31 protein-coding genes and 2 tRNA genes are annotated in these 26,349 nt (G+C 40.2%); 1 reads left to right on the forward strand and 32 read right to left on the reverse strand.

Features of this window, described 5'->3' with window-relative positions; genetic code table 11:
• Nucleotides 1-175 precede the first annotated feature (175 nt).
• The gene (locus FFM68_RS10335) at nucleotides 176-784 is read left to right on the forward strand and encodes a TetR/AcrR family transcriptional regulator (RefSeq protein WP_137608656.1); all 609 of its coding nucleotides are present in this window, start codon (nucleotides 176-178) and stop codon (nucleotides 782-784) included.
• Nucleotides 785-879: 95 nt separating this feature from the next.
• Here FFM68_RS10335 and FFM68_RS13115 read toward each other — a convergent pair whose 3' ends face one another.
• From FFM68_RS13115 to FFM68_RS10490, 32 genes are all read right to left on the reverse strand, one after another.
• Nucleotides 880-1,050, reverse strand: coding sequence for a hypothetical protein (locus tag FFM68_RS13115; RefSeq protein WP_167483480.1), 171 nt, complete (start codon nucleotides 1,048-1,050; stop codon nucleotides 880-882).
• A 213-nt stretch (nucleotides 1,051-1,263) separates the two neighbouring features.
• Nucleotides 1,264-1,335, reverse strand: a tRNA-Gln gene (locus tag FFM68_RS10340).
• A 1-nt stretch (nucleotide 1,336) separates the two neighbouring features.
• Nucleotides 1,337-1,420: transfer RNA gene (locus FFM68_RS10345), tRNA-Tyr, on the reverse strand.
• An 82-nt stretch (nucleotides 1,421-1,502) separates the two neighbouring features.
• Nucleotides 1,503-1,733, reverse strand: coding sequence for a DUF2969 family protein (locus tag FFM68_RS10350; protein WP_137619258.1), 231 nt, complete (start codon nucleotides 1,731-1,733; stop codon nucleotides 1,503-1,505).
• Nucleotides 1,734-1,809: 76 nt separating this feature from the next.
• Nucleotides 1,810-2,454: a CBS and ACT domain-containing protein gene (locus tag FFM68_RS10355; RefSeq protein WP_137619259.1), complete on the reverse strand. Its 645-nt coding sequence runs from the start codon at nucleotides 2,452-2,454 to the stop codon at nucleotides 1,810-1,812.
• Nucleotides 2,455-2,457: 3 nt separating this feature from the next.
• Nucleotides 2,458-3,159 carry an ABC transporter ATP-binding protein gene (locus FFM68_RS10360; protein WP_137619260.1) on the reverse strand — a complete coding sequence of 234 codons (702 nt, stop codon included), beginning with the start codon at nucleotides 3,157-3,159 and terminating at the stop codon, nucleotides 2,458-2,460.
• Entirely contained in the window at nucleotides 3,159-3,935 is a 777-nt protein-coding gene (locus tag FFM68_RS10365; protein ID WP_137619261.1) for an ABC transporter ATP-binding protein, read from the reverse strand. The genes FFM68_RS10360 and FFM68_RS10365 overlap by 1 nt, the downstream gene beginning before the upstream one ends.
• Complete coding sequence (locus FFM68_RS10370; RefSeq protein WP_137619262.1) at nucleotides 3,916-4,890, reverse strand: branched-chain amino acid ABC transporter permease; 975 nt, start codon at nucleotides 4,888-4,890, stop codon at nucleotides 3,916-3,918. The genes FFM68_RS10365 and FFM68_RS10370 overlap by 20 nt, the downstream gene beginning before the upstream one ends.
• Before the next feature lie 9 nt (nucleotides 4,891-4,899).
• Nucleotides 4,900-5,778 carry a branched-chain amino acid ABC transporter permease gene (locus tag FFM68_RS10375; protein WP_137619263.1) on the reverse strand — a complete coding sequence of 293 codons (879 nt, stop codon included), beginning with the start codon at nucleotides 5,776-5,778 and terminating at the stop codon, nucleotides 4,900-4,902.
• Nucleotides 5,779-5,889: 111 nt separating this feature from the next.
• Nucleotides 5,890-7,053, reverse strand: coding sequence for an ABC transporter substrate-binding protein (locus tag FFM68_RS10380; RefSeq protein ID WP_137619264.1), 1,164 nt, complete (start codon nucleotides 7,051-7,053; stop codon nucleotides 5,890-5,892).
• A gap of 282 nt (nucleotides 7,054-7,335) precedes the next feature.
• A complete protein-coding gene (yidD, locus tag FFM68_RS10385; RefSeq protein WP_137619265.1) occupies nucleotides 7,336-7,635 on the reverse strand; it encodes a membrane protein insertion efficiency factor YidD in 300 nt (99 codons plus the stop codon).
• 126 nt (nucleotides 7,636-7,761) lie between these two features.
• Entirely contained in the window at nucleotides 7,762-7,938 is a 177-nt protein-coding gene (locus FFM68_RS10390; RefSeq protein ID WP_137619266.1) for a DNA-directed RNA polymerase subunit beta, read from the reverse strand.
• Nucleotides 7,939-7,949: 11 nt separating this feature from the next.
• Nucleotides 7,950-9,251 carry a UDP-N-acetylglucosamine 1-carboxyvinyltransferase gene (murA, locus tag FFM68_RS10395; protein WP_137619267.1) on the reverse strand — a complete coding sequence of 434 codons (1,302 nt, stop codon included), beginning with the start codon at nucleotides 9,249-9,251 and terminating at the stop codon, nucleotides 7,950-7,952.
• A 44-nt stretch (nucleotides 9,252-9,295) separates the two neighbouring features.
• Nucleotides 9,296-9,529 carry a DUF1146 family protein gene (locus FFM68_RS10400; RefSeq protein WP_137619268.1) on the reverse strand — a complete coding sequence of 78 codons (234 nt, stop codon included), beginning with the start codon at nucleotides 9,527-9,529 and terminating at the stop codon, nucleotides 9,296-9,298.
• A 323-nt stretch (nucleotides 9,530-9,852) separates the two neighbouring features.
• Nucleotides 9,853-10,287, reverse strand: a complete 435-nt coding sequence (locus FFM68_RS10405; RefSeq protein WP_137619269.1) for a F0F1 ATP synthase subunit epsilon — start codon at nucleotides 10,285-10,287, stop codon at nucleotides 9,853-9,855.
• A gap of 13 nt (nucleotides 10,288-10,300) precedes the next feature.
• Nucleotides 10,301-11,701, reverse strand: coding sequence for a F0F1 ATP synthase subunit beta (gene atpD / locus FFM68_RS10410; protein ID WP_137619270.1), 1,401 nt, complete (start codon nucleotides 11,699-11,701; stop codon nucleotides 10,301-10,303).
• Between the two features lie 22 nt (nucleotides 11,702-11,723).
• Entirely contained in the window at nucleotides 11,724-12,629 is a 906-nt protein-coding gene (locus tag FFM68_RS10415; RefSeq protein ID WP_137608642.1) for a F0F1 ATP synthase subunit gamma, read from the reverse strand.
• A gap of 15 nt (nucleotides 12,630-12,644) precedes the next feature.
• Nucleotides 12,645-14,171 carry a F0F1 ATP synthase subunit alpha gene (gene atpA / locus FFM68_RS10420; RefSeq protein WP_137619271.1) on the reverse strand — a complete coding sequence of 509 codons (1,527 nt, stop codon included), beginning with the start codon at nucleotides 14,169-14,171 and terminating at the stop codon, nucleotides 12,645-12,647.
• A 19-nt stretch (nucleotides 14,172-14,190) separates the two neighbouring features.
• Nucleotides 14,191-14,736 (reverse strand): ATP synthase F1 subunit delta, encoded by a 546-nt coding sequence (gene atpH, locus FFM68_RS10425; RefSeq protein ID WP_137619272.1) that lies wholly within the window; start codon nucleotides 14,734-14,736, stop codon nucleotides 14,191-14,193.
• The gene (atpF, locus tag FFM68_RS10430) at nucleotides 14,726-15,247 is read right to left on the reverse strand and encodes a F0F1 ATP synthase subunit B (protein ID WP_137619273.1); all 522 of its coding nucleotides are present in this window, start codon (nucleotides 15,245-15,247) and stop codon (nucleotides 14,726-14,728) included. Before atpF ends, atpH begins: the two co-directional genes overlap by 11 nt.
• A gap of 90 nt (nucleotides 15,248-15,337) precedes the next feature.
• On the reverse strand, nucleotides 15,338-15,553 hold the full coding sequence (gene atpE / locus FFM68_RS10435; protein ID WP_010746753.1) for an ATP synthase F0 subunit C: 216 nt from the start codon (nucleotides 15,551-15,553) through the stop codon (nucleotides 15,338-15,340).
• 32 nt (nucleotides 15,554-15,585) lie between these two features.
• Nucleotides 15,586-16,299, reverse strand: coding sequence for a F0F1 ATP synthase subunit A (gene atpB / locus FFM68_RS10440; RefSeq protein WP_137619274.1), 714 nt, complete (start codon nucleotides 16,297-16,299; stop codon nucleotides 15,586-15,588).
• A gap of 288 nt (nucleotides 16,300-16,587) precedes the next feature.
• Nucleotides 16,588-17,052, reverse strand: a complete 465-nt coding sequence (gene smpB / locus FFM68_RS10445; protein WP_137604035.1) for an SsrA-binding protein SmpB — start codon at nucleotides 17,050-17,052, stop codon at nucleotides 16,588-16,590.
• Nucleotide 17,053: 1 nt separating this feature from the next.
• Nucleotides 17,054-19,426 (reverse strand): ribonuclease R, encoded by a 2,373-nt coding sequence (gene rnr / locus FFM68_RS10450; RefSeq protein ID WP_137619275.1) that lies wholly within the window; start codon nucleotides 19,424-19,426, stop codon nucleotides 17,054-17,056.
• Nucleotides 19,407-20,171: an alpha/beta hydrolase gene (locus tag FFM68_RS10455; RefSeq protein ID WP_137619276.1), complete on the reverse strand. Its 765-nt coding sequence runs from the start codon at nucleotides 20,169-20,171 to the stop codon at nucleotides 19,407-19,409. The genes rnr and FFM68_RS10455 overlap by 20 nt, the downstream gene beginning before the upstream one ends.
• Before the next feature lie 185 nt (nucleotides 20,172-20,356).
• A complete protein-coding gene (gene secG, locus FFM68_RS10460) occupies nucleotides 20,357-20,593 on the reverse strand; it encodes a preprotein translocase subunit SecG (RefSeq protein WP_137604038.1) in 237 nt (78 codons plus the stop codon).
• A gap of 80 nt (nucleotides 20,594-20,673) precedes the next feature.
• Complete coding sequence (locus FFM68_RS10465) at nucleotides 20,674-20,949, reverse strand: GNAT family N-acetyltransferase (RefSeq protein WP_137608635.1); 276 nt, start codon at nucleotides 20,947-20,949, stop codon at nucleotides 20,674-20,676.
• A 24-nt stretch (nucleotides 20,950-20,973) separates the two neighbouring features.
• Nucleotides 20,974-21,240 carry a (4Fe-4S)-binding protein gene (locus FFM68_RS10470; RefSeq protein WP_137619277.1) on the reverse strand — a complete coding sequence of 89 codons (267 nt, stop codon included), beginning with the start codon at nucleotides 21,238-21,240 and terminating at the stop codon, nucleotides 20,974-20,976.
• Between the two features lie 62 nt (nucleotides 21,241-21,302).
• The gene (locus FFM68_RS10475; protein ID WP_137619278.1) at nucleotides 21,303-21,641 is read right to left on the reverse strand and encodes a hypothetical protein; all 339 of its coding nucleotides are present in this window, start codon (nucleotides 21,639-21,641) and stop codon (nucleotides 21,303-21,305) included.
• Nucleotides 21,628-22,131, reverse strand: coding sequence for a gamma carbonic anhydrase family protein (locus FFM68_RS10480; protein WP_137619279.1), 504 nt, complete (start codon nucleotides 22,129-22,131; stop codon nucleotides 21,628-21,630). The genes FFM68_RS10475 and FFM68_RS10480 overlap by 14 nt, the downstream gene beginning before the upstream one ends.
• 383 nt (nucleotides 22,132-22,514) lie before the next feature.
• Entirely contained in the window at nucleotides 22,515-24,275 is a 1,761-nt protein-coding gene (locus tag FFM68_RS10485; protein ID WP_137619280.1) for an ABC transporter ATP-binding protein, read from the reverse strand.
• Entirely contained in the window at nucleotides 24,272-26,002 is a 1,731-nt protein-coding gene (locus tag FFM68_RS10490) for an ABC transporter ATP-binding protein (protein WP_137619281.1), read from the reverse strand. Before FFM68_RS10490 ends, FFM68_RS10485 begins: the two co-directional genes overlap by 4 nt.
• Between the last annotated feature and the right edge of the window lie 347 nt (nucleotides 26,003-26,349).

Raw genomic sequence — 26,349 nt, forward strand, 5'->3', positions numbered from 1 at the left:
ATCATTCCTACCTTCCCTTTTTAACAACACATGTTGATTAACTTACAAAGTGTTTGTTATACTACTCACGTATATTCTAAAAACATTTCGAACGTTATGCAATACTCAAAACTATTTCATTCGTGTGATAAGCAACAATCCAGCAAACTCTGTTGAAAAACGAAAGGATTTTATTATGCCTAAAAAAATTGACCTTCGAGTTAAACGAACCAACAAAATGATTATGGAAGCTTTTATTCACTTAGTAGAAGTAAAAGGGTTCGACAATATCACCGTACAAGAAATCGCCGATGAAGCAATGATTAATCGCGCAACGTTTTATGCTCACTACAAAGATAAACAAGATCTCTATGATTTTATTTTTAAACAGGCTATCGACGCTTTTGCCTCGGTCCTTGATCCTGATCAGATCGTTCAAGGCAATCGGTTAAAAGTTCGCAAGATCGAAATGGTCCTAAAAAATATTTATGAACAGATTCAAGCAAATCGGAAATTCTTTTTGACTGTCTTGGATGCTTCAGGAAACGAGATTCTCCGCAAAAAAATTGCAGAAATTTTAAATGAAAAATATTCCCATATCTTTAACCGATTAAAAATCACTGAAAATGACATCGAAGTACCATTGGATTTTATCATTGAATACATGACTTCAATATTTATCGGAACCTTGCATTGGTGGATTACTAGCGACACGACCATGAGTGCCGACAGCCTTGCTAAATTAGTTATCAAATTAGTCGGCAATGGCCATCTGACTATTTTAGGTATCGAGATTGATCATTAAAAAAAGGTGTGACAAAAATCTTGTCACACCTCCTTTTTTCGAGTAAATGGCGAGAAAAAGCTTCTAAAGTTTCTTGCTTCGCCCATACTCTCTTTTTAATGATTTTTTGCTTTCCATTTGATCGTATGGCGGGTTGGACGAATCGTGCGTACACGCGGCGCTTGTCCTTTTTCTTTAGTCACTTCTAATGAATTTTCTTTAATCGTGCTGTAGGCTTTCACTACCATATCGGCCAACCGCTCTTTGACTTCCTCAAATTTGTTCATCGTTCCAAGCTCCTTTCTCCAATTGTTATAGCTTTATCTTAAATGTAGCGTATATTTCAACAGGCAGCAAGCCAGAGAACTTCTTCGATGAAACAGATGCATTGAATGGCCGATTAATCGCCCTAAAAAATTAAATCCATTGCACCGTTATTGCTAAAAGCTTGTTATCTAAACGCAAAAAAAAGTGAGTTGCAAAAGCAACTCACTGAATGACTGGGGTAGCTGGATTCGAACCAACGCATGAGGGAGTCAAAGTCCCTTGCCTTACCGCTTGGCTATACCCCAATGGTGGAGGAGAGTGGATTCGAACCACTGAACCCTAAGGAACGGATTTACAGTCCGTCGCGTTTAGCCACTTCGCTACTCCTCCAGCTAGGTTTTTTTATTATTTAAAAACCCGACTCAGTTATAATACCTAATCTTTAAAAAAAATGCAAGTACTTTTCTAAAAATTATTCATGTAAATTCCAGTTGCGGATCAAAGCCTCAATCCCGTCGTCTAAAGACTTATAATTACCCAGTAATCGTCCGTCCGTATAGGCTTGGAAATTTTTATTATCCGGAATGATTTCACCAATAATTTTTTTACCGATCACTAATTGAGAGACTGTTTGCTCTTTTCCATCGATTTGACGTACTTCTTCTTTGATTTGGACTTGAATATCTTTGTTCTTTTTAGACATATGATTTCCCTCCGTCCTAAATATTTTAGCATATAACAAAAGAAAAGGACAACTGATCACTCAATTGTCCTTTAAGCTATGGCTGTGTAACTGCTGCCCGCAAAACTTCATACCCATTATCAGTTAGAAGCTGTTTGATTTTTTCCGTCTCTTTGCTGGCTAATTGGATCTCTAAAATCGTAGCGTTTGATTGGTGGTCCACAATAACTGTCAAAATACTGAAATCATGATCGGCCAACACCTTAGCAACTCTGGCAAGTACGCCTTTTTTGTCTTCTAAAATTTTTAATTGGACACGTGTACCGCCTTCGTAATAACCAGTCAATTTCAAGAAAGCATCAAAAATATCATTATTAGTGATGATTCCCACTAATTTGTCACCTGCTAGTACGGGTAGAACATTGATCTTATTTTGCCGCATCAAATAGATTCCATCTTCCAATTCTGCATCAGGAGCGATCGTTTTGACTTCTGTGATCATCACATCGGCTACGACCGTTTTATTCAATAAATAATTGACCTCGTAAACACTTAAACTCGTCGCTTTTGAAGGGAGCGCCTCTTGAATCGTTCCTTCAGTAATCAGACCGACCAATCGATTGTCAGCGATCACCGGCAGACGGTGGATGTCATATTTTTTCATTAAATCAACGGCATCAAATATTTTTGTCTCAGGCGTAACAGTTACTAAATTTTCTGTCATAAAATCTTTTACACTCATTTTTTACCCTCCTAGATAAGCTTTCTTGACTTCTTCACTTTCTAGCAATTCTTGACCCGTTCCTGACAGGACGACTTTGCCTGTCTCCAAAACATATCCGCGGTCTGCGATTGATAAAGCCATCTTGGCATTTTGTTCGATCAATAAAACCGTGGTCCCTTGTTTTTGGATCTCTTGAATAATATTAAAAATCTCTTGAATGAAGATCGGTGCTAATCCCATCGACGGCTCGTCTAACAACAGCAAGCGTGGTTTGGACATCAATGCACGACCCATCGCCAACATCTGCTGTTCCCCACCAGAAAGAGTCGAAGCATCTTGATTCAATCGTTCTTTTAAGATCGGAAATTTTTCATAAATATGGTCATAATCTTTTTGCATCCCGCTGTCTTTTCGCAAATACGCTCCCATCTCCAAATTTTCTAAGACAGTCAATCCCGAGAACACATGACGGCCTTCTGGAACTTGGGAGATTCCTTGGGCCACGATTTTTCTAGGAGCCTTCTTTTGAATCTGAGCACCTTCAAAAGTAATCGTACCTTTAGATGGATGATTTAAGCCTGAAATCGTCCGTAAAATCGTCGTTTTCCCTGCACCATTTGCTCCGATCAAAGATACGATCTCACCTTGTTTGACTTCAAAGCTGACATCTCGCACCGCTTGGATCATCCCGTAATGGACCGAAAGATTTTCAATTTTCAGCATTATAGATCACCTCCAAGATAGGCTTTGATAACTTCTGGATTATTTTTGATTTCCTCTGGCACACCTTCAGCCAAAATACGACCATACTCCAGCACATAAATCCGTTCGCAGACATCCATGACCAAACTCATATCGTGTTCAATCAATAAGATCGTGATTTTAAATTCTGCTTGGATCTTTCGAATCAGTAACGTCAACTCCGCAGTTTCTTGCGGATTCATTCCAGCAGCTGGTTCGTCTAAGAAAAGAATCTTCGGTTTTGTTGCCAATGCTCGCACGATTTCTAGCCGGCGTTGTTCCCCATAAGGCAAGTTTCGAGCTAAATGTTCGGCTTTTTCTTGCAAATCAAAAATGGTTAATAATTTCAGTGCTTCAGCTTTCAAATGTTCTTCTTTATTATAAAAAGCCGGCAAACGCAAAACACTAGAGAAAAAGCTCTCTTTGTTTTTGCTGTTCATAGCAATCAAAACATTATCTAAAACCGTTAAATCTTTAAACAAGCGAATATTCTGAAAGGTTCGGCTCAAACCAAGATCCGCAATCGCATAAGGTTTTTGTCCATTTAACCGATGACTTTTTCCATCAACTTTTAATAAGACATCCCCTTCACTTGGTTCGTACACACCGGTGATCAAGTTGAACAACGTCGTTTTCCCCGCACCATTCGGACCAATCAAACCGACTAATTGATTTTCTTCTAATGCGATATTGACATTGGAGACCGCCGCCAAACCGCCAAAGTTTTTGGTTAATTCTTTAATTTCCAACAGAGGCATTCTGGTCATCTCCTTTTTTGAACTTATCGATTATTTTTTTCACGGACAATTCTTTCGTACCTAGTAAACCGCCCGGCTTGAAGATCATTAAGATGATCAATGCCAACGCGTAAATGATCATCCGCAATGTCCCAAAATCTTGCAGATACATATTGATGATCCCTAACAAAATTGCGGCAATAAAAGTCCCTGTGACACTGCCGATCCCGCCTAATACAACTAAGATCAAAATATCCACCGATTTAGTAAACGCAAAGTCTTTTGGTGCAATAGATTGTAAATAGCCCGCATAAAGTGAACCTGCGATACTAGCCGTCATTGCCCCAAAGGTAAAAGCGATCACTTTATATTTGGTCGTATTAACGCCCATCGCTTCTGCTGCGATCTCATCTTCGCGAATCGCCATCGTCGCACGTCCAGCACCGGAACGAATATAGTTGACGATAAATAGCGTAGTGATCGCCATAAACCCATAAACCATTTGCCAATCAACAAACGGCTCGATTCCAAACAAACCAGAAGGACCATTAGTGATATCTTTAAAATTGATCAATAAGATCCGAATAATTTCCGCTACACCTAAAGTTGCGATTGCTAAGTAATCTCCACTCAAGCGTAAAGTCGGGATACCTACTGCTACAGCAACGATCCCCGCCAAGATAACACCTACAGCCATTCCTAAGAAAAATCCACCATAAGTCGGCGTATTCATTGAGATCAAAGCCGCCGCATACGCACCAATTGCCATAAAGCCAGCATGACCCAAAGAAAACTGCCCGGAAAATCCGATGATCAAATTCAAGCCGACTGCTAAAATGACGTTTATCCCGATTTGAACCAAAATATTATCTAAGAACAGGTTGACCAATCCGGCTGAATAAGCCGCATATAATACTGCGTAGCCAATCACGATCAAAGCTAGCCAAATCAAATTGTATTTTAAATTCTTCTTCATTTGACTCACCTACACTTTCTCTTTTACATGTTTGCCTAAAATACCGGCTGGACGAATCAACAAAATCAAAATCAAGACGATATAAACTACCGCGTCTTTGAAATCTGAGAAACCTAAGGCTGTGGTCAACGTTTCGATCAAGCCGATAACAAAACCGCCGATCGCCGCACCAGGAATGATCCCAATTCCGCCTAAAACTGCCGCGATAAATGATTTCAGTCCAGGGATATACCCCATCATCGGATCGATCGAATTGTAATACAGCCCAATCATCATCCCGCCAGCAGCAGCCAGCGCAGAACCTAATGCAAATGTAAATGAAATTGTTCGATTGACATCAATTCCCATCAACTGCGCTGCATCAGTATCGACACTCACCGCGCGCATTGCTTTTCCCATTTTGGTCTTTTGTACGATGATGTTTAATGCGATCATCAAGAATAATGACAGTCCTAAAATCAATAGCTGAATATTTGACACACTCAAAAAACCAAATTTAAAAACTTGCAATTTAATGACTTGTGGAAAAGGTCTTGTTGTGGAACTGAAAAAATAGATCATAATATTTTGTAATAAATACGAAACACCAATTGCTGTGATTAAAGCCGCGATTCGTGTTGAATTTCTTAACGGACGATAGGCCAAAAATTCGATGACGACCCCTAATATCGCACTGCCCACCATTGATAAAACTAGCGCTGGAAAGAATCCCATATTAAATTGGTTAATCAAAAAGTACCCGATGAAAGACCCAATCATATAGATTTCGCCATGAGCAAAATTGATCAATTTGATGATTCCATATACCATGGTATAGCCTAGTGCCATCAGTGCATAAACACTGCCTAGAAAAAGTCCATTAACGATTTGCTGAATAAATACTTCCATTTTTATCACATCACTTTTCTAAAAAATAGAGTGGTCGATTATTTTATGCTTTGGTTCTTAAAAAGGGTGCACCAAATTCCATTAGCACACCCCCTTGCCTGCTTTAAGTAATTATGGATTTACGGTTTCAGCAGAAGATTCTTTTCCGTTCGTTAGACCAAGGACAACCGCTGATTTGACAGGATTGTGATCTTTATCTATCGAGATCTTACCAGTTACACCTTCAAAGTCTTTCAAGTTAGCCAAGCCTTTTTGAATTGCTGCGGGTGTTGCTTCCCCTTCGTCTTCAATTGCTTGTTTGATCATATAGACTGCATCGTAGGCCAATGCATTGAATGAAGATGGTTGTTTGCCATATTTTTCTTCATAAGCTTTAACAAATGGTTCAACTTTGTCTGTCGCCGGTGCTTTCGTTGAAAAGTGACCCGTATAGTAAATATTATTGACATTGCTTGCCCCTGCTGTTGCAACCAATTTTTCATCAGCAAAACCGTCAGCTCCAAGAATTGGTTGTTTAATTCCCATTTCACGAGCTTGCTTGATGATCAAACCGGCTTCTGTATAATAACCAGGAAGATAGATTACGTCGAAATCTTTGTCTTTGATCTTCGTTAGGACTGCTTGGAAATCTTTATCCCCTGCAGTAAAGTTTTCTTCTGCGACAATCTCGCCTTTATAGGTTTTCTTGAAAGCTTTTGTTAATCCAATTGCATAATCACTTGAGTTGTCCCCAAGAATGACGGCTTTATCGGCTTTTAAATTTTCTTCTGCATATTTCGCTAATACGATCCCTTGGAAGCTATCTTGGAAACATGCGCGGAAAATATAATCTTGAACTTTTCCTTTTTGGACGGTGATTGCATCATCTGTCCCAGAAGGTGTTACCGCAGGTACTTTCGCTTTTGTTAAGTTCGGTAATGTTGCTTTTGTTGCACCTGATGTGGCTGGTCCAACAATCGCAACTACTTCGTCTTTTGTCGTCAAATTCGCTGCAACAGATGCGGCTTCATTATTGTCTGATTTATTGTCTTTTGAAATATATTCAATTTTTTTTCCGTCGATTCCACCATCTTTGTTGATTTGTTCGACGGCCAATTTGGCACCATCATTTTCTACTTCACCATAAGCCGCGGTGGCACCTGACAACTCAAAGTTTCCCCCGATTTTGATTGTCTTGGCATCATCCCCACTGCTGCTATCATTCGCTTTAGGTGAACCACATGCACTAAATAAAAATAAACCGGCTGCTAAAACCGCTACTGTTCTCTTCTTCATTTTGTTACCCCCTAATAAATTAATGATAATTCGATAAGATATTAAAGAATATAAAGCAAAAAACTCTCACTGTCAATTAAATTATCTGAATATTTTAATAATTCTGTATTATCAAACAATTTTTAGCGCTTACATTTACGAAATCTATTAGATAACTAAAAAAAATCTCTCTAACCGATGAACAGCCAAAGAGACAAATTTAAAATAACTAGAATTTTTAATACAGATCTTCAATACACTCTGAACACTCCGTAAACGAACATCTTTAGCCAGACACTCAATCTAGCTCTCGCTTGTTCTGCGTTTCAGTTGTGGGTAATCCGGTTCTTCATGATCCACTAAATTTTTTCGCAATGAGAATTTTATCGGTACATAATCTAATCCTGCTTTTGCCAATGGATGGCAGCGCAGAATCCGAGCGATTCCCATCAAGAACCCTTTAAGTGCTCCATGAACTTGGATTGCTTTGATCATATAACTAGAACAGGTAGGATAATACCGACATGAAGGCGGCGTCAACGGCGAGATGAATCGCTGATACCCACGGACTAATAAAATCAGTCCTTTACTTAGAACATTCATTTTCACACCTCAAACTCATTTCTTTGTCACTGGCAATGTTCAGCCAGCTAGTAAATTTGGTAAAAAAGAGACCACACCAAAAATGGGTGATCTCTTTGATTCTCTACTTAAATTCCAACACAATGACTAATGGATAAATTCCAAAATGTGCCGCCATACATCCGGCAATAACACTTTAAAAGGATTTCCGCCACCCATTACACCATAACCGATCATACTGCCGATGATGAACAAAAGGACACCAGCCAGTAAAATCGCTGCGATTCGAATCAAGCTGCGTAAGATATGTTCACCTGAACTCATAAATCTACTCCTTAAGCTAAAACAGTTGCGGTATCCGCTGCTTTCTTGCTATCGCTGTCCATACGCTCCACATCTGCACCTAATTGTTGAAGTTTTACATGGAATTGATAGTATCCACGATCCAAATATTTCAAGTTGCGTACGCGTGTCATTCCTTTTGCTCGCAAACCAGCTAATACTAGTGCAGCTGCAGCACGTAAATCAGTCGCATAAACTTCTGCTCCTTGTAATTCGGAACCACCTTTGATCAAAGCAACATTGTTGTCGATTTTGACTTGCGCATTCATTCTGCGCATTTCTTCTAAGTGTTGGAAACGGTTCTCAAAAACAGTTTCAGTCGTTGTGCTGACGCCTTCTGCAACTAATTGGATAGCTGTCATTTGTGCTTGCATATCTGTTGGAAAACCAGGATGAGGCATTGTTTTGATATCTGTAGCTTTCAGCACTTTCGGACCGATCACTCGCAAGCCATCATTTTCTTCGGTAATTGTAACACCCATTTCGATCAATTTTGAAATCAATGGACGATTGTGTTCAGGAATTGCACCATCAATCAAAACATTTCCTTCATTCATTGCAGCGGCAACCATAAAGGTTCCAGCTTCGATCCGGTCTTGAACGATTGGATGAGAAACAGCATGTAGATGAGTAACACCTTCGATACGCATCGTTTCTGTACCAGCACCATGAATGCTAGCACCCATTTTATTCAAAAAGTTGGCTAAATCAACAATTTCAGGTTCGCGAGCGACATTTTCGATCACTGTCGTCCCTTTCGCTTTTACAGCAGCCATCATAATATTTTGGGTTGCACCAACACTTGGGAAGTCCAAGTAGATCGTATCGCCGACTAATTCATCAGCGATCGCTTCGATGTAGCCATTTTTTTGGATAATCTTTGCGCCCAAAGCTTGAAATCCTTTTAGATGCAAATCAATTGGACGTTTGCCGATTGCACAGCCGCCCGGCATCGCAACTTTTGCGTGACCATTACGAGCCAACAAAGGTCCCATTACAACGATGGATGCCCGCATTTTACTTACGTATTCATAAGGGGCTTCCACGTTCAATTGACGAGTAGCCTCCACTGTGATTTCTTTACTTTCTTCGTTAAATTCAACATCTGTATTCAAATAACGAATCACTTGATTCATGGTAAAAACATCAGATAAGATTGGAACATTGGTTAAAGTTGATGTTCCTTCTTCAGCTAATAACGTTGCAGCCAAAATTGGCAATACAGCATTTTTTGCTCCTTCAATATGTACCGTTCCTTTTAATTGTTTGCCACCACGAACGATGATTTCTTCCATTGTATTCCCTCCAAAAAAGCTAATCGATTTCTCGTCTATGTACCTTAATTAAATGTCAAAAATATATTTTTGCTCAAAAGAATGATTTCTAAGAAAAACGTACTGCAAATAAAGCCTATGACGATCGCCAACATTAGAATCGCAACACGAACTTGCGCTTCTTTAAATGCTTTGAATAGATTTTCGATTCGCAATGCTCTTAACGCCCAAAAAGCTAAATAAATAAAAGAAAAATGCGAAATGATTCTAACGATTGCATCAATTCCAAACACTTGCATAAGTCGTTTCCTTTCAAAAAAAATCAACATTTGGATTATATCACAGATTCATACAAAGAAGAACACATTGTGCACGTAAAGAACTGTACAGAAACTTTTAAAAAACTTAATTTTTGTTTCTCTTTCTAAAAAATTTTTTTGATTGGCTGAATTCTTCGAGCACTTTTCCAATCTTTAAGGATGAACCATGACTAAAAAAAGTGAATTGCTTGTCGCCTCAAGCTGAGAAAAATTTTCTTCCTATCACAAAAAGGTTGTGTCAGACAGACACAACCTTTTTAGTGAACAACAGCAGCTGAGAGAAAATTCTGCTAAAACTGCGTTTAACGATGTTTTGAAACTTTGATACGATTCATCGCACGATGCAAAGCAACTTCGGCACGACTTAGTTGGTCAGTGTCTTGTTTTTCACGCGCTTCTTGAATTCGTGCTTCTGCACGTTGTTTTGCTCTTTCGGCACGAGAGACGTCGATATCACGTTCACGTTCAGCTGTATCAGCAATGATCGTCAATACATTGTCACGAACTTCCATGATCCCGCCATTGACTGCGATCCAGTCGACATGGGTATCTTGATCCGTTCGACGAATACGCACTTCATCGATTACAAGAGGTGCAATGATCGGCGCATGGTCTGGTAAAATACCAATTTCACCAGCAACGGTTTTTGCAACGACGATCGTTGCATTATGATCATAAACATTACCATCTGGAGTAACAACGTTCACTTGCAGAACTTTGTTTTTTTCTTGTTCCATCGGGCACCTCTTTCTAGTAGCCTAAAGTTTTCGCTTTTTCTACTACGTCTTCGATTGTACCTACGCTGCGGAATGCTTCTTCAGGAAGGTCATCGTATTTACCTTCAAGAATTTCTTTAAAGCCTTCAACAGTTTTTTCAACTGGAACATATGAACCAGGTTGCCCAGTAAATTGTTCCGCCACGTTAAAGTTTTGCGACAAGAAGAATTGAATTCGACGAGCACGAGAAACGATCACTTTTTCTTGGTCAGACAATTCGTCCATCCCTAAAATAGCGATGATATCTTGCAATTCGCGGTAGCGTTGCAAGACACGTTGAACTTCTGTTGCTACGCGATAATGTTCTTCACCAACAATTTCAGGTGCTAAAGCACTTGATGACGATGCCAATGGGTCAACGGCTGGGTAGATCCCTTGTTCCGTCAACTTACGTTCCAAGTTAGTTGTTGCATCCAAATGGGCGAAGGCAGTTGCTGGCGCCGGGTCAGTATAGTCATCGGCTGGTACATAAATGGCTTGGATCGAAGTGATCGAACCTTTTTTCGTTGAAGTGATTCTTTCTTGTAATTGACCCATTTCAGTTGCTAAAGTTGGTTGGTAACCCACGGCTGAAGGCATCCGGCCAAGTAAGGCAGAAACTTCAGAACCTGCTTGAGTGAATCGGAAAATGTTGTCGATAAACAGCAACACATCTTGTCCTTCTTCATCACGAAAATGTTCAGCTAATGTCAAACCAGTCAAGGCAACACGCATACGCGCACCAGGCGGCTCATTCATTTGACCAAATACCATGGCTGTTTTTTCGATAACGCCAGAGTCTTTCATTTCATAGTAAAGGTCGTTCCCTTCACGTGTCCGTTCACCAACACCGGTAAAGACAGAAATCCCCCCGTGTTCTTGAGCGATATTATGAATCAATTCTTGAATCAATACGGTTTTACCAACACCGGCACCACCGAATAGTCCGACTTTCCCACCTTTTAAGTAAGGTGCTAATAAGTCGATAACTTTAATTCCTGTTTCTAAAATCTCATTACTTGTGCTAAGTTCTTCAAAAGCTGGTGCTTTTTTATGGATACCACTTTTTTCTGCATCTTCAGGAAAAGGCGCTTCTTTATCGATTGTTTCACCTAATACATTAAACACACGACCTAAAGTTTCTTTACCTACTGGAACAGAGATTGGTTTGCCGGTATCGACAACTTCTGTTCCGCGTTGCAAACCATCTGTTGATTCCATAGCGATTGTGCGGATAACACCATCACCAAGCTCCAAAGCTGCTTCAAGAACGACTTTTGTTTTATCTTTTTTATAAACAATCAACGCATTGTTGATGTCTGGTAAGGATTGATCTAAAGAAAATTCCACGTCGACAACGGGACCAATAACTTGAACAATCTTGCCTGAACTCATGTTTTTTCCTCCAATCTCAAAATTATTCTAATGCGGATGCCCCGCCGACAATTTCAGTAATTTCTTGGGTGATCGCTGCTTGACGAGCCCGGTTGTATGAAATCGTCAAATCAGCAATAATCGCGCTCGCATTATCAGTCGCAGTCTTCATCGCTGTCATTCCTGCTGCGTGTTCTGCCGTCTTGGCATCAACGATCGCACCGTAGATCAAACTTTCTGCATATTGCGGCAGCAGTTGATCAAGAATGGCTTCTTTTGAAGGTTCAAACAAATATTCTTCGCGATATGTTTGTGCTTCGCTTGGATCCAAGTCAGAGATTGGCAGCATTTTTTCTACCCGGAACTGACTAGATAATGAATTTACGTGATGGTTGTAACATACGTATAGTTCATCGAAGACTTGATTTTCATACATGCTGGTTGTCATCGAAACGATTTTTCGTACTTCATCAAAGCTTGGCTGATCCGATAAATTACGCAATTCATAAGCTAATTTAACGCCGCGAGCTTTGAAAAAGTCTGCTCCGGTTCCGCCAATGGCCAACAAAACATATTCATCAGCAGAATCATGATCATCTTCAAGCATCGTCATCGTCTGTTTTAAAATCGAGCTGTTGTAACCGCCGACTAACCCACCGTCAGAAGTGATCACAATATAACCAGTTTTTTTGACTGGCCGATTCAACAACATGCTGTGATAATTGATACCACCTAATTCACGACCCGAGTTGGCCAATTCAGTCAATTCGCTTGCGGTTAAGTGCGTCAATATTTCACGTACTCTTGAAGCATACAATTGAAATTTAGCTGAATAAGCTTCCGACTTCGTTAATTTAGATGCGGATACCATTTGCATAGCGTTGGTGATTTGACTGGTTTTCTTCGTCGATGCAATCCGTGTTTTGATTTCATTTAAGGATGCCATGATTTTTTCTCACCTCGATTATGCTTTTTCTTGGTTAGCTGCAGAAGCGTCAAAAATATCTTTAAATTCTTGAATTGCTTCATCTAATTTATCTGTATCCGGTAAATCCTTCGTATCGCGAATCGTTGCGAATAAATCTGAATGATTTGTTTCTAGATATTCAAATAAGCGGGCTTCAAAATCTAAAATGCTATTGACTGAAACACTGTCAAGAACCCCATGAGTCAAGGCATAAAGAATCACAACTTGTTTTTCAACAGGAAGTGGATCATGTAATTTTTGTTTCAAGACTTCAACTGTCCGGCGTCCACGATTTAATTTCGCTTGTGTCGCTGCATCTAAATCTGAACCAAATTGCGTGAAGGCTTCTAATTCACGATAGCTGGCAAGGTCTAAACGAAGAGTTCCCGCAACTTTTTTCATTGCTTTGATTTGTGCTGAACCACCAACCCGCGATACAGATAAACCGGCGTCAACGGCTGGACGAATCCCAGCATAAAACAAATCGTTTTCCAAGAAAATTTGTCCATCAGTGATTGAGATCACGTTGGTAGGAATATAAGCAGAAATATCTCCCGCTTGTGTTTCAACAAATGGTAAGGCTGTTAAAGAACCGCCGCCTAATTCATCTGAAAGTTTTGCCGCACGTTCCAATAAACGTGAATGCAAATAAAAGACATCCCCTGGGTATGCTTCACGACCTGGCGGACGACGCAATAGTAAGGAAAGTTCACGATACGCTACGGCTTGTTTTGATAAATCATCAAAGACAACCAAAACGTGTTTACCGTTATACATGAATTCTTCACCCATTGCTGTTCCAGCATAAGGCGCGATAAATAATAGCGGTGCAGGTTGAGATGCTCCCGCTGTCACAACGATGGTATAATCCATTGCCCCAAATTTACGCAATGTTTCTACTTGTGAACGGACAGTGGATTCTTTTTGTCCGATTGCAACATAGATACAGATCATGTCTTGACCTTTTTGGTTGATGATTGTATCAATCGCAATCGAAGTTTTACCTGTTTTACGGTCACCGATAACTAATTCCCGTTGACCGCGGCCAATTGGAACGAGCGCATCGATTGCTTTCAAACCAGTTTGCATTGGCTCAGAAACAGATTTACGTTGCATAACGCCAGGAGCCATTGCTTCGACTGGACGGGTTTTGCTTGTTTCAATTGGACCCATGCCGTCAATTGGTTGTCCTAATGGATTGACCACGCGGCCGATCATATTATCGCCAACGGGGACTTCCATGATTTTACCGGTACGTTTTACTTTATCTCCTTCACGAATGGACTCAAATTCGCCTAGAACAATAATACCGACATCATTGCTTTCTAAGTTTTGTGCCATTCCGTAAGAGCCGTTTGAAAACTCTAAAAGTTCTCCGCTCATCGCGTTTTCCAAACCGTGGGCACGGGCGATCCCATCCCCAACGTAGGTGACTGTTCCGATTTCTTCAACCGACAGTTTATTATCATAATTTTGAATTTGTTCTTTGATTAAAGCACTGATTTCTTCTGCCTTGATGGCCATTCATTTCACCTCTTCTTCTCTACTTCTTACTAAGTGCTGCTCGTAGACCATTTAATTGGCTGGCGAGGCTGCCGTCGATCACTCGATGATCTGTTTCAACGATGACACCGCCGAGAATTGATTCGTCAACTAACGGGGTTAATGTGGCCTTCTGATAGCCAAAAACATCAGCGACTTTTGATTCGAGTTCTTGTTTCTTTTCTTCAGAGAGCGGCACAGCCGTTGTGACTGTTCCGTGTGCGAGTTTATTCAATGCATCGTAGCGATGTTCAAATTCTTCGATCATAAAAGGTAGATCATCGCTACGATTGTATTCAAAAACAACTAACAGAAAATTTTTGACGATCCCGTCAAAACCGCCGACAAAAGCATCCATGATCGCTTTTTTTTCAGCGCCTTCTAGACGAACGTCGGTCAAAATATTTCCTAAATCAGGAATTTCTTTACAGATTTCCCGAATCGTCAATAACTCTTGATAAACGGCATCGGCAGCTTTATTTTCGATCGCCAATTCAAACAAAGCTCGGCCATAACGTTTACCAACAGTGTATTTATCAAGCTTCATGTTTCGTGTTACCCAGCTTGTCCATGTAGTCATTGATCAAATCTTGATGAGCACCTTGTGAAAGCTCTTTGCTCAAGATTTTCTCTGCGATTTGCAAGGAAAGTGTTGCTACATCATCTTTAACAGAAATCAACGCGTTTTCGCGTTCGTCTTTGATCTCGGTTTGAGCACGATCTTTTAAACGAGAGACTTCTTCTTTTGTATCTTGGATGATGTTTTGACGACTCAACTCGCCACTTTCCTTTGCGTTTTTGATGATGTCCGCCGCGTCACTGCGAGAACTTGCTAACTGAGTTTCACGTTCTTTTTCCAACTCAGCCGCTTTAATCCGTGACTGTTCGGCAGAATCTAGATCATTGGCGATCTTTTCTTCACGCTTGCTTAGGATATCTTGAATGGCACCCCACGCGAATTTTTTCAATAATGCCATTAGGATTACAAAAGCTCCCGTAACGGCAATTAAATTACCGAGCGTTGTGTTGACAGTCTCAGCAATAACCAGATTCAGCATACTCGGTCTTCCTTTCTGTTCATCTTCCTCATTCGCAGACCATTAGGCGGTCCGCAGACTTTTTAAGTCTCAACAAAAAAGTGTCAATTATTAACCTTGGAAAACCATCAACATGCCTAGTACGACACCTAGAATTGGCACAGCTTCGATCAAACCAACACCGATAAACATTGTTGAACGAATTTGACCTGACATTTCTGGTTGACGTGCCATTGATTCAATTGCTTTTGAGATTACTTGTCCGTTACCATAACCAGCCCCAATTGCGGCTCCCATGATTGCGATTCCTGCACCGATAAAGTTCATAATAAATTTCCTCCTAAAGTATGTTAATTTTTTTATTCTACCTCGATTTTATGACTGATATAAACCATAGATAGAGTAGTGAAAACAAATGCTTGGATACTACCGATAAATAATGAGAATGCGATCCAAATCATCTCAAGCGGGATCGCGAATGGCAAAGTCCACCATCCAGAGCTTGTTACCATGCTGGCGATCAGTGAAAGCAGTACTTCACCAGCAAAAATGTTCCCGTAAAGACGTAAGCCTAACGTGATAACATTTGTAAATTCTTCCATCAATTTAATAGGAAATAATCCTGAAGGTGTGAAGAAAGAATTTTTGATGTAGCCACCTAAGCCTAATTTCTCCGATCCTAGATAATTTGCTAAGACCAATACGAGTAAGGCTAATCCCATCGTTACAAATGGATCAGCTGTCGGACTCTTCCAATAAGTCACTTCATCACCAGTAACAATTTTTGTGACCAATCCAATTTGGTTTGCTACAAAAATAAATAAGAACAACGTAAATGAGAACAAACTAAAATTTCTGACTTCTTTACGAGGCATGTTGTCGCCAACAATGTTCGTAGTAAAATCAATGACCCACTCAATTGCGTTTTGCTTTCCTTTGGGCTTCAATGATAAGTTGCGTGTAAATGCATAGACAATAAAAAAGACGATCACACATGTCACAAGAATCATTGTCGTAACTGTACCATCAAACCATATGGGACCAATATGGAAAACCCAAGTTTTTTCATCCAATCTAGTTCACCTCTCTTCCCAGCGACTCGCGTCAGCTCGTGCCTGCTTAGCGCTGCTCCTCAAAATACTATCGTATGTTACCACCAGAAAAAGAAAATTTCAAAGAATTTTCTTAAAATTTTTCCGCCTAACTCGGATTATTTTTTAGATCGTTATTTTATTCTATCTAAAACGGCTTTAATAGCCCTTTTATCCCTTAAATCAAACGGAACGGATTGTAACTAATCGTATCAAAATTTATAACGAAGTAAAGAGATCTTCTTTAAATATGCGAAAAAGAATATTTTGTTACCGTGCGTAATTTTTTAATGTTCGACTAATCTGACGATCCACGTCTTTGCGCTTCAAACTTTCTCGCTTGTCATATTGATGTTTACCTTTGGCTACCCCGATCAAGACTTTTGCATAACCATCTTTTAAATAGACTTTCAGCGGAACAAGGGTGATGCCGGCATTTTTGACTTCGCCGGCCAAACGGGCAATTTGTTTTTTATGCATCAATAGTTTGCGCGTACGTACAGGATCGTGATTAAAGATATTTCCTTGTTCGTAAGGACTGATATGAACATTGTATAAAAATATCTCGCCATTGCGGATCCGTGCGAACCCATCTTTCAAATTGATCCGGCTGTTGCGAATCGATTTGATTTCCGTACCTTGCAAGACGATTCCCGCTTCGATTGTATCCGTTATCGTATAATCATGACGCGCCTTTTTATTTTGCGCCACTAACTTGCCTTCGCCTTTTGGCATACTATCCCTTCTTTCTACCTGGCTTTTTCTTTTTAGGTACCGTTTTATAAAAAGCCTTCTTCCCTTTTTTCTTTTTCTTGTCGCCAGTTTTTTTCTGACGATCAGAATTTTTGCTGCGATTTTTTTCAGTCGATTGATTGTTTCTTCCATCACCTGCAGGTCTGCGGCGTCGATTGCGATTGTTTCCTGGAATCTCCAGGGCAGGGACTTCTTCCGCTTCAAGAAGCTCAAAATCAATTTCTCGTGTTTCAGGATCTGATTTGGTAACTTTTACTCGTACTTTTTGTCCGATTTTAAAGGTTTGACGTGTGCGTTCGCCGACTAAAGCTAATTGATTTTCGATAAAATGGAAATAATCTTGCTTTAATTCATTTAAATGAATCAAGCCTTCGACTGTGTTCGGCAACTCGATAAAGATTCCAAACTTCGTCACAGAACTGATGATACCATCAAATTCTTCACCAATTTTTTCTGCCATAAATTCTGCTTTTTTCATGCTGTCGACTTCACGTTCAGCTTCAACCGATCGGCGTTCCATTTTCGAACTGTGATCAGCGATTTCAGGCAACGATTCTTCCCATTTGGTCTTGATCGCCTCGCTTTGATCTTGACTATACGATCGAATCAACCGATGAACAATCAAATCAGGATAGCGACGAATCGGTGACGTAAAGTGTGTATAATATTCCGCCGCTAGACCATAATGTCCATAATTGTCTTCTGAATAGCGGGCTTGTTGCATACTGCGTAACAACATCGTGTTGATCACTGCTGCTTCTGGCTTATCTTCCACATCATCAATGACTTGTTGCAAGTCTTTTGGCGTGATCGTATTTTTCGTTCCTTTAACTAAGATACCTAAAGCGGCCGCAAAATCAAAGAAGCGTTGCATTTTTTCTTCTTTCGGCTGTTCATGGATCCGATAAATAAACGGTAATTTTAACTGATTAAAATGTTTAGCGACTGTTTCATTTGCAGCCAACATAAACGATTCAATCAGTCGTTCACCAACTCCGCGTTCCCTCAATTCGATATCTAACGGACGTCCTTCAGGATCGACTAAAATCTTCGCTTCACGGTCTTCAAAATTGATCGCCCCACGTTGATTGCGTCGTCCTTCGAGAATTTGATGGAGTTCCTTCATTAAATGAAACATCGGTACCAAGGTTTGGTACTGCTGGATCGTTTCAGGATCTTCTTCCTCCAAAATCGCATTTACAGCTGAATACGTCATTCGTTCACTCGTTTGAATGACACTTTGAAAGATCTCATGATGCAAAATCGTCCCTGCTGCATCGATCTCCATCTCACAACTCATCGTCAGCCGTGAAACATGCGGATTCAATGAACAAATCCCATTGGATAATCGTTGCGGGATCATTGGAATCACCCGGTCCGTCAAATAAACACTCGTCCCACGTTCAAACGCTTCTTTATCGAGCACACTATTTTCAGTGACATAATGCGACACGTCTGCGATATGAACCCCTAAAAAATAATTGCCATTTTCTAACTTGCGTACAGTAACCGCATCATCTAAGTCTTTTGCATCCGCTCCATCGATCGTAACAATCTGCTGATTGCGTAAATCACGGCGGCCGATTAAATCCGTTTCACTGATTTGATCTGGTACTTGTTCTGAAGCGGTTTGAACTTCTTCAGGAAAAGCGGTTGGGATTCCTTGTGCAATGACGATTGATAAGATATCCATCCCAGGGTCATTTTTATGCCCCACTACTTTAGTCACTACGCCTTCCAAACTTTCAGCATAGCCTTTTTCCGGATAATGAGTGATCTCAACAATAACGATACTGCCATCGACTGGTTGGATCCCTTCAGCCGCAACAAAGACTTTGAACTGCGCACTTTTTTTATCTTTTGGTTTCACATAACCAAACAAATCAGATTCTGCGATCTCTGCAACATCAAAAGCGGTAAATTCACCAACAAGCTGTTGGATTTTTCGTTCTTTGATGGAAACCACTCGGCCTTCTGCACCGCGTTCAGAAAAAAGATCCGCCGTTTTTTGGATATCGATCATGACAATATCCCCGTCCATCGCAAAATTCGTTGCGTCTTTTGGTATGAAAACATCTGGCTCTTCCGGATCAATCGTTACAAAACCAAATCCACGTTCATTGCGCCGAAAGATTCCTTCGACTTTGATCGGTTGAAAAGGCAATTTGATTCGGCCTTTTTTGTTAAATTCCAGCGCTTTTTCTCGTTCCAGCTGCGCTACTGTTTGAACGAGCAGTTTAAAATCAGCACTTTTGCGCATGTTTAGAATTTCTGCTAATTCTTCCATTGAAAGACTTTTTTTATTGGCTGCTTTCAAGCCAGCCAATATTTCTGCTTTAATTGTTTTTTTCTCCATTATTTTCTCTCCAGCCAAGACCTGCTAAAAAATCAGCTACGTCTTGTTCAAATTGTCTTCTTTCAGGTCCAACTGTGATCACATGTCCACTCTTAGGATACCAGTTCAAGGTAAACGTTGTCTGCTGCAACCCTTCTGCCGTTTGAAAAACTCCTTTAGCCTCGATCATTTCATCTTGTCCAGCCTGCGCCATAAAAAAAGGACGATCAATTTTCGCTAAATTTTCAAATGCATGACGTGCTTGCTCTTCGATTGTCGCTAACTGTTGCTCCACTAACGATCGATAACTTTCGATTTTTGCTTCTACCATTTCTCCATTTGTCCGTTCCAAGACTTGGCGAGCATATAATAGGAAGTTTTCTGTCACATTAGTTTTAACCGGTGCGATTGGTGAACAGAAAAAACCGCCGCCAATCAACTCGTCTGACATCGCACTCAATAATCGAGTAGCAAAGATTCCACCCATTGAAAGTCCGAAAACGGCGATTTCTTGATAGCCTTGTGCACGTAAAAATTCTACCGCGTGCTGGCTATCTTGCCACCAACCTTCCGCGGTTTCTTGTAAGATATCCAGCGGATCCGTCGTTCCATGTCCAGTGTACATAGGAACATACACTGTATAATTTAATTTTTCTAAAAAGCGTGCCAACATCCGAACATCATTCGGACTACCTGAATAAGCGTGCAAAAGTAAAACAGCTCGGCTTCCATGTGGTAAAAACAGTGAATCAGGTGTTTGGATCATTTTCCTTCACTCCTTGTGTATCATTTGAATATTGCAAATTCTTGGTAAGAATGCTCGTATTTTTCTTTATTTATCTATTATTTCTGACTAAAATCAGATCATCGTTTAATGATCCCTTATCTTAGAGTGTACTTGATTTGAGACAAATACAAAATAAAAAAGACCTCTCACTTGAGAGGCCGGCTTTATTTGCTAGATAAAAACATTAATACAAAGAGTAAAATCAGCCAAATCGCACCTAAAATCGCGGTAGATCGTTGCATCACAGCTTCAAATCCACGTGCTTTTTGTTTTCCGAACAGCTGATCGGCGCCGCCAGTGAACGCACTTGCCGCACTATTTTGTTTGCTAGGTTGCATCATGATCGTGATAACGATAATCACTGATAAAACTAAGATCACACCCAAAATAAAATTATACAAAAGATGATCCTCCTTATTTCCAAACTACCTCATTTTCAACTTTAGCATAAATGAAGGCTTTTGACTAGAGAAGGGCTAAATTATTTTCTTAAAACATCTCCATACTCTGCTTTTTCCTCAAATTCTTTTTTAGCAAACGGGCATAGCGGAATAATTTTTTTGCCTTCTTTACGTGCTTTTTCGACCCCTGCTGCAACTAATTTTTCAGCCAACCCTTGACCGCGATACGTAGGATCAACAAATGTATGATCGATTATCATAATTTCTGGACCGGCAACTGACCAAGTCATTTCACCAGCTTCTTCATTTGCATCATTCAATAAAACTAGACGTTCTTTTTCTTCTTTGATTTCCATTGTAATTCTCCTCGCTAAATTTATTTACTTTTTGATCACGTATTTCAATGCGCCGCTAGGACAAGTATCCACAACATAACTAGCATTTTCAACACTGCCGTTATCAGGAATGATCCATGGTCTGCGGCCCACCTCAAAAATTTCTGGATTCCCCCGAACACAATTGCCGATGTGCGCGCAAATATCTTTATTATAATAAATATCAATGCCTTCACCCTGATATTTGCGATAACCTTGAGCCAATAATCCTTCTTCATTTACCGGCTCACGATCAAATTTGCTTCCATCCATTTTTATCACTTCCTTTTAGTAAGATTATATATGGAATCAAGAAAAAATTATACTAAATTGTCTTATTTTGTTAAGAGATCTGCTAGCAGCTGCATCGCTTGATACGCATCGGTTTGATCAGGGAAGGCTAAAATAAATTTATGGTTTCTAAGCGTTTCCACAATAAGTTCGAAGACCCCAGCATGTTGCCTAAGCGCAAAGGGTTTCAAGCAATCCGGAGTGAAATAAATATTTCGCGGCTCTTTTGTCAAATCATCTTCTTCTAGCACGTGCAGACCACGACTTGAAAAAATCAAGATCTCTCCAGCCTGATCTTCATAAATTGCCAACTGATGCAATCCTTCATCCGGAAACAAAGCGCGCAATTGTGCTTGCAATAATAAAAAGCTAGTCTCTTTCATCAGAGGATCCTTTAAACACTTGAAATTCCTGATTTAAATACGCTTGACCCAGTTCATAGTAATGCTGAGCGTTTTCCTGATTTTTTTTGATTTCTTCAGGAGTTAGTTGGCGTATCACCCGTGCTGGAGAACCAAAGGCCAAAACACCTGACGGGATTACGGTGCCTTCTGTCACTAACGAACCTGCTCCGATCAAACTATTTTCGCCAATCTCCGCATGATTCAAAATCGTCGAACCCATTCCGATCAACGCTCCTGAATGAATCGTACAACCATGAATGATACACGCATGACCGACCGTCACACGGTCTTCTATCAAAGTTGGTGCCTCGTGATCGACATGGACGATCGTTCCATCTTGAATATTGCTTTTTTCACCAATTGAAATACGGTTACTGTCGCCGCGCAAAACACTTTGAAACCAAATTGTCGAACCTGCTCCGATGGTCACATCCCCATACACATCTGCACTATCTGCAATAAAATCCATTCTGCTCTCTCCTTCATAAAGCTGTCTCAACTTAGTCATTTTGGCTAATAATTTTCAAACTAAGTATAGCATTTATTAAATACGCCTTCCTCAATAAAAAGTGATATGACTAAAGATTTCTCCTTCGATAATTCAACAAAAAAATAAACGTACTATTGACTATTTTTTAACTATAACTGCTTTGCTTTCAGACGACCTTTGCAGCAACTATAAAAAAAGGACCCGACAAAATTGTCGGCCCCATTTTTTCTGAATAAACGGTGTATGACAGGAGTAGCTGCTTCGAAAACAAGCCAATATTTCACAAAATTTGAACCGCAATTTCCGAAAATTCTTCCTTATTCTTAAAACTGCCCGCTTCTGCCACACCATCATACTTATAATTATTCGCTTTCTTCCATAAACTGACTATTGTAAAGTTGTTCATAAAATCCGTCTTGTGCTAATAATTCATTGTGCGTCCCATGTTCAATGATCTGCCCATCTTTCATGACTAAGATAAGATCTGCATCGCGAATCGTCGACAAACGATGGGCGATTACAAAACTGGTTCGTCCTTGCATCACTCGATCCATCGCTTTTTGGATCAACCCTTCTAAACGGGTATCAACGGAGCTGGTCGCTTCATCCAAGATCAAAATTTTTGGATCTGAGATCACTGCCCGCGCAATCGTCAACAATTGTTTTTGACCAAGTGATACATTATCACCTTCTGAATTGATCGCCATTTCATACCCGCCCGGCATTGTACGAATAAAATGATCGACATTGGCAGTCTTAGCCGCATCGACAACTTCATAATCTGTGGCCTCTAAACGGCCGAAACGAATATTGTCACCGATCGTGCCTTCATATAGCCATGCATCTTGCAAAACCATACCGAATAGCGAACGAACATCTGAACGTTTCATTTCTTGCGTATTTACTCCATCGATCAAAATTTTTCCACTGTCGATATCATAAAAACGCATCAATAAATTGATCAACGTCGTTTTTCCCGCTCCGGTCGGCCCAACGATTGCTACCGTTTCACCGGCTTTGACTTCAAAACTCAAATCTTCGATCAACGGTTTCTTCGGATCATAGCTGAATTTCACATGATCAAAGATGACATTTCCTTGAACAGGCTCTGGTAACGGCAGATCTTGTTCATTCAACTCTTCTTCAGGCTCATCCAAAATTTCAAAAACTCGTTTAGCTGAAGCTGAAGCACTTTGGATCATCGATGATAACTGCGTGATTTCTCCCATCGGCTGGCTGACTTGCCAAATGTATTGAATAAAAGCTTGCAGCTGACCGACTAAAATCACTCCATGAATCACATTCCAACTGCCGAGGATCGCCATCGCGATGTAAGTCGCATACGCCGTTACTTGAACAAGCGGCTGCATCAGACTAGAAACAAATGCAGCGCGGAAACCAAAGCGACGCAGTTCATGATTGACTTCACTAAAACCAGTCAATGTTTCTTGCTCGCGACCATACAATTTTAAAATACTGAACCCTGTCATATTTTCTTGGACAAAACCATTCAGCTCGCCAAGTGAGTTTTGCATTCCTTGAAAATCTTTTTGTGAGACTTGGACGATTTTTCGTGAAATCACGATCGACAACGGAATCATGATCATCGAAAAAACAGCCATCAGTGGATTGATATAAATCATCATCGCAACTGCCAGTAAAATTCCTAAAACCGCATTGATTGATTTGATGATTGCCTGTTGCATCGCGTTGCTGACGGCATCTACATCATTTGTTACTCGCGATAAGATATTTCCTTGTTGATTGCGGTCAAAATATGAAACAGGCAGACGATTGATTTTTGCTTCGATATCTTCTCGCAGATCCCGCATGGCGGATTGAACAACATTGGCCATCAACCACCCGGTTCCTAATTGTGTGCCGCAATACACGATCCCGACAATCACGATCACCACTAACCATTTGAAAACATAATCAAAATTGATTGCTTCGCCTTGCGCGATATTTTTGCTGACTTCTGTCGTAGGAAGTCCGGTCAAATAAGGCATCCATGTACCTAAAACCAACGTTCCGACTGCCAATACCAAGACTAAGATGAATGTTTTTTTGTAAGGATTGATATAATGCATCAACCGTTTTAAAGAAGAAGTATATTTTTTCATGCCAATTCCTCCTTCGATAATTGCGATGCGGCAATGTCATAATAAATAGGACATTTTTCTAATAATTCGCGGTGAGTGCCGATTCCGACAACATCTCCTTCATTTAGTACGACAATCTTATCTGCATGCATGATCGTTCCAACTCGTTGAGCAACAATCAAAACAGCCGATTCAGTTGTCTCTTTTTTTAAACGAGCTCGCAACTTTGCATCCGTTTGATAATCCAGTGCGGAAAAACTATCATCAAAGATATAAATTTCTGGCTGACGGATCACGGCACGCGCGATCGCTAAACGTTGTTTTTGCCCGCCAGAAAAATTACTGCCGCCTTCTGCTAATTTTTCTTGATAACCAGCTGGCTTTTGAGAGATAAATTCCGCAGCTTGTGCGATCTCAGCCGCTCGTTCCAGCTCTGCTTGCGTCGCATCTTTTTTCCCATAACGTAAATTATCGGCGATCGTTCCGGTAAATAATTGTGCTTTTTGCGGAATATAGCCGATTTTTTCACGCAAATCCTTTAAGCGATATGCGCGTACGTCTTGACCATCAACTAAAACTTGCCCTTCTGTCACATCATAAAACCGCGGGATCAGTTGGATCAACGTCGATTTTCCTGAACCTGTACTGCCGATAAAAGCTACCGTCTCGCCTGGATTTGCAGTGAAACTGACATTGCGTATCACAGGACTTTCCGAGTGTCCCGGATAAGCAAAGGTCACGTTGCGAAATTCTAATGAACTTTTTTCAGTTGATTTGATTGTTTCTTTCGGATTGTCTTTGATCGATGGTTCCATGTCAAAAACTTCTTGAATCCGTTGCGCCGAAACATTCGCCCGCGGATACATCATAAAGACTGTCGCAAATAACATGAAAGAAAACAACGCATGGAAAATGTATTCAATAAAAGCGATCAATGTCCCGACTGCTAGCGATCCGTGGCTGATCTGAACGGTCCCATTCCAAATGATCAAGACCATCACGATATTAAATAGAAAGAAAAAGCCCGGCTGTGCTACAGCCATCAGATGAAATAAGCTTTTTGAACTATTTGTATACGCGTCATTTACTAATCGAAAACGCATTTCTTCAAATTTTTCATTCACGAAAGCGCGGATCACACGTAAGCCTGAAAGGTTTTCTCGTAAAATTCCATTGATATTATCCAAATTCTTTTGTTGTTTTGTCGATAGTGGCTCGGAAAATTTCGCAATCAAGAGAACTGCCAGCAATAAAATAGGCAGTGCTAACAAGACATAAAAACCTAAGCCCGGGCTCGTGCGCATGATTAAATATAAACTCATTCCAAACATCATAGGCGTCATAAAACCCGTCGTCAAAATATTTTGCATAAACAACATGATTTGATACGCGTCATTTGTCGTTCGAGTGATCAAAGAAGGCACACCGATCTGCTCGTACTCTGAATGTGAAAAAGTTTGAACTTTTTCAAACAAATCATCCCGGATTGCCGCAACCATTTTAGAGGTGATCTGAGAACTGAAGTAACGTAATGAGATGTTCATGACGATACCAACCACGGTGATCACGATCATTAAGATCCCCATTCTTTGTATATAATCAAAATCACTATTTCCAATCCCTCGGTCGATCATCATAGCCAAGATCGTCGGCAATCCCAATTCAATCAAGATAAATCCAAAAACACTGATGAAATCAAACAATAATAACTTTTTGTAGCGTAAAGTATACCGCAACATCAACTTCATTTTCTCGCCTCTTTCTATACCGTAATGATTCCAATATAGCATAAACAGATTGCTTCCGCCTCCATAATAATCAGTTTTTTATTTTAGTTTTTTTGGATTTTCTGAAAAGTTTTAAGGAATCCTCATTTCACTTCCTAGTTTCTATACTTCTTATATATTCTGTGATAAACTACAAGTAATTGTTGTAAGAACAACCCAATGAACGGTGAAATTGTTTTTTCAAGCAAGAAGCAAAGACGAGGCTTCTTCTCAGCGCTTTACCTAAACTAAGACGTTGAGCATAAAAAAATAGGTGGCAGTCGCCCCTCATTTTGTCGTGGAAAAAATTGCTATTATGCAAATAAAGG

The organism is Enterococcus xiangfangensis, from assembly GCF_005405365.1.
In the GTDB taxonomy this organism is placed as follows: Bacteria; Bacillota; Bacilli; order Lactobacillales; family Enterococcaceae; genus Enterococcus_A; species Enterococcus_A xiangfangensis.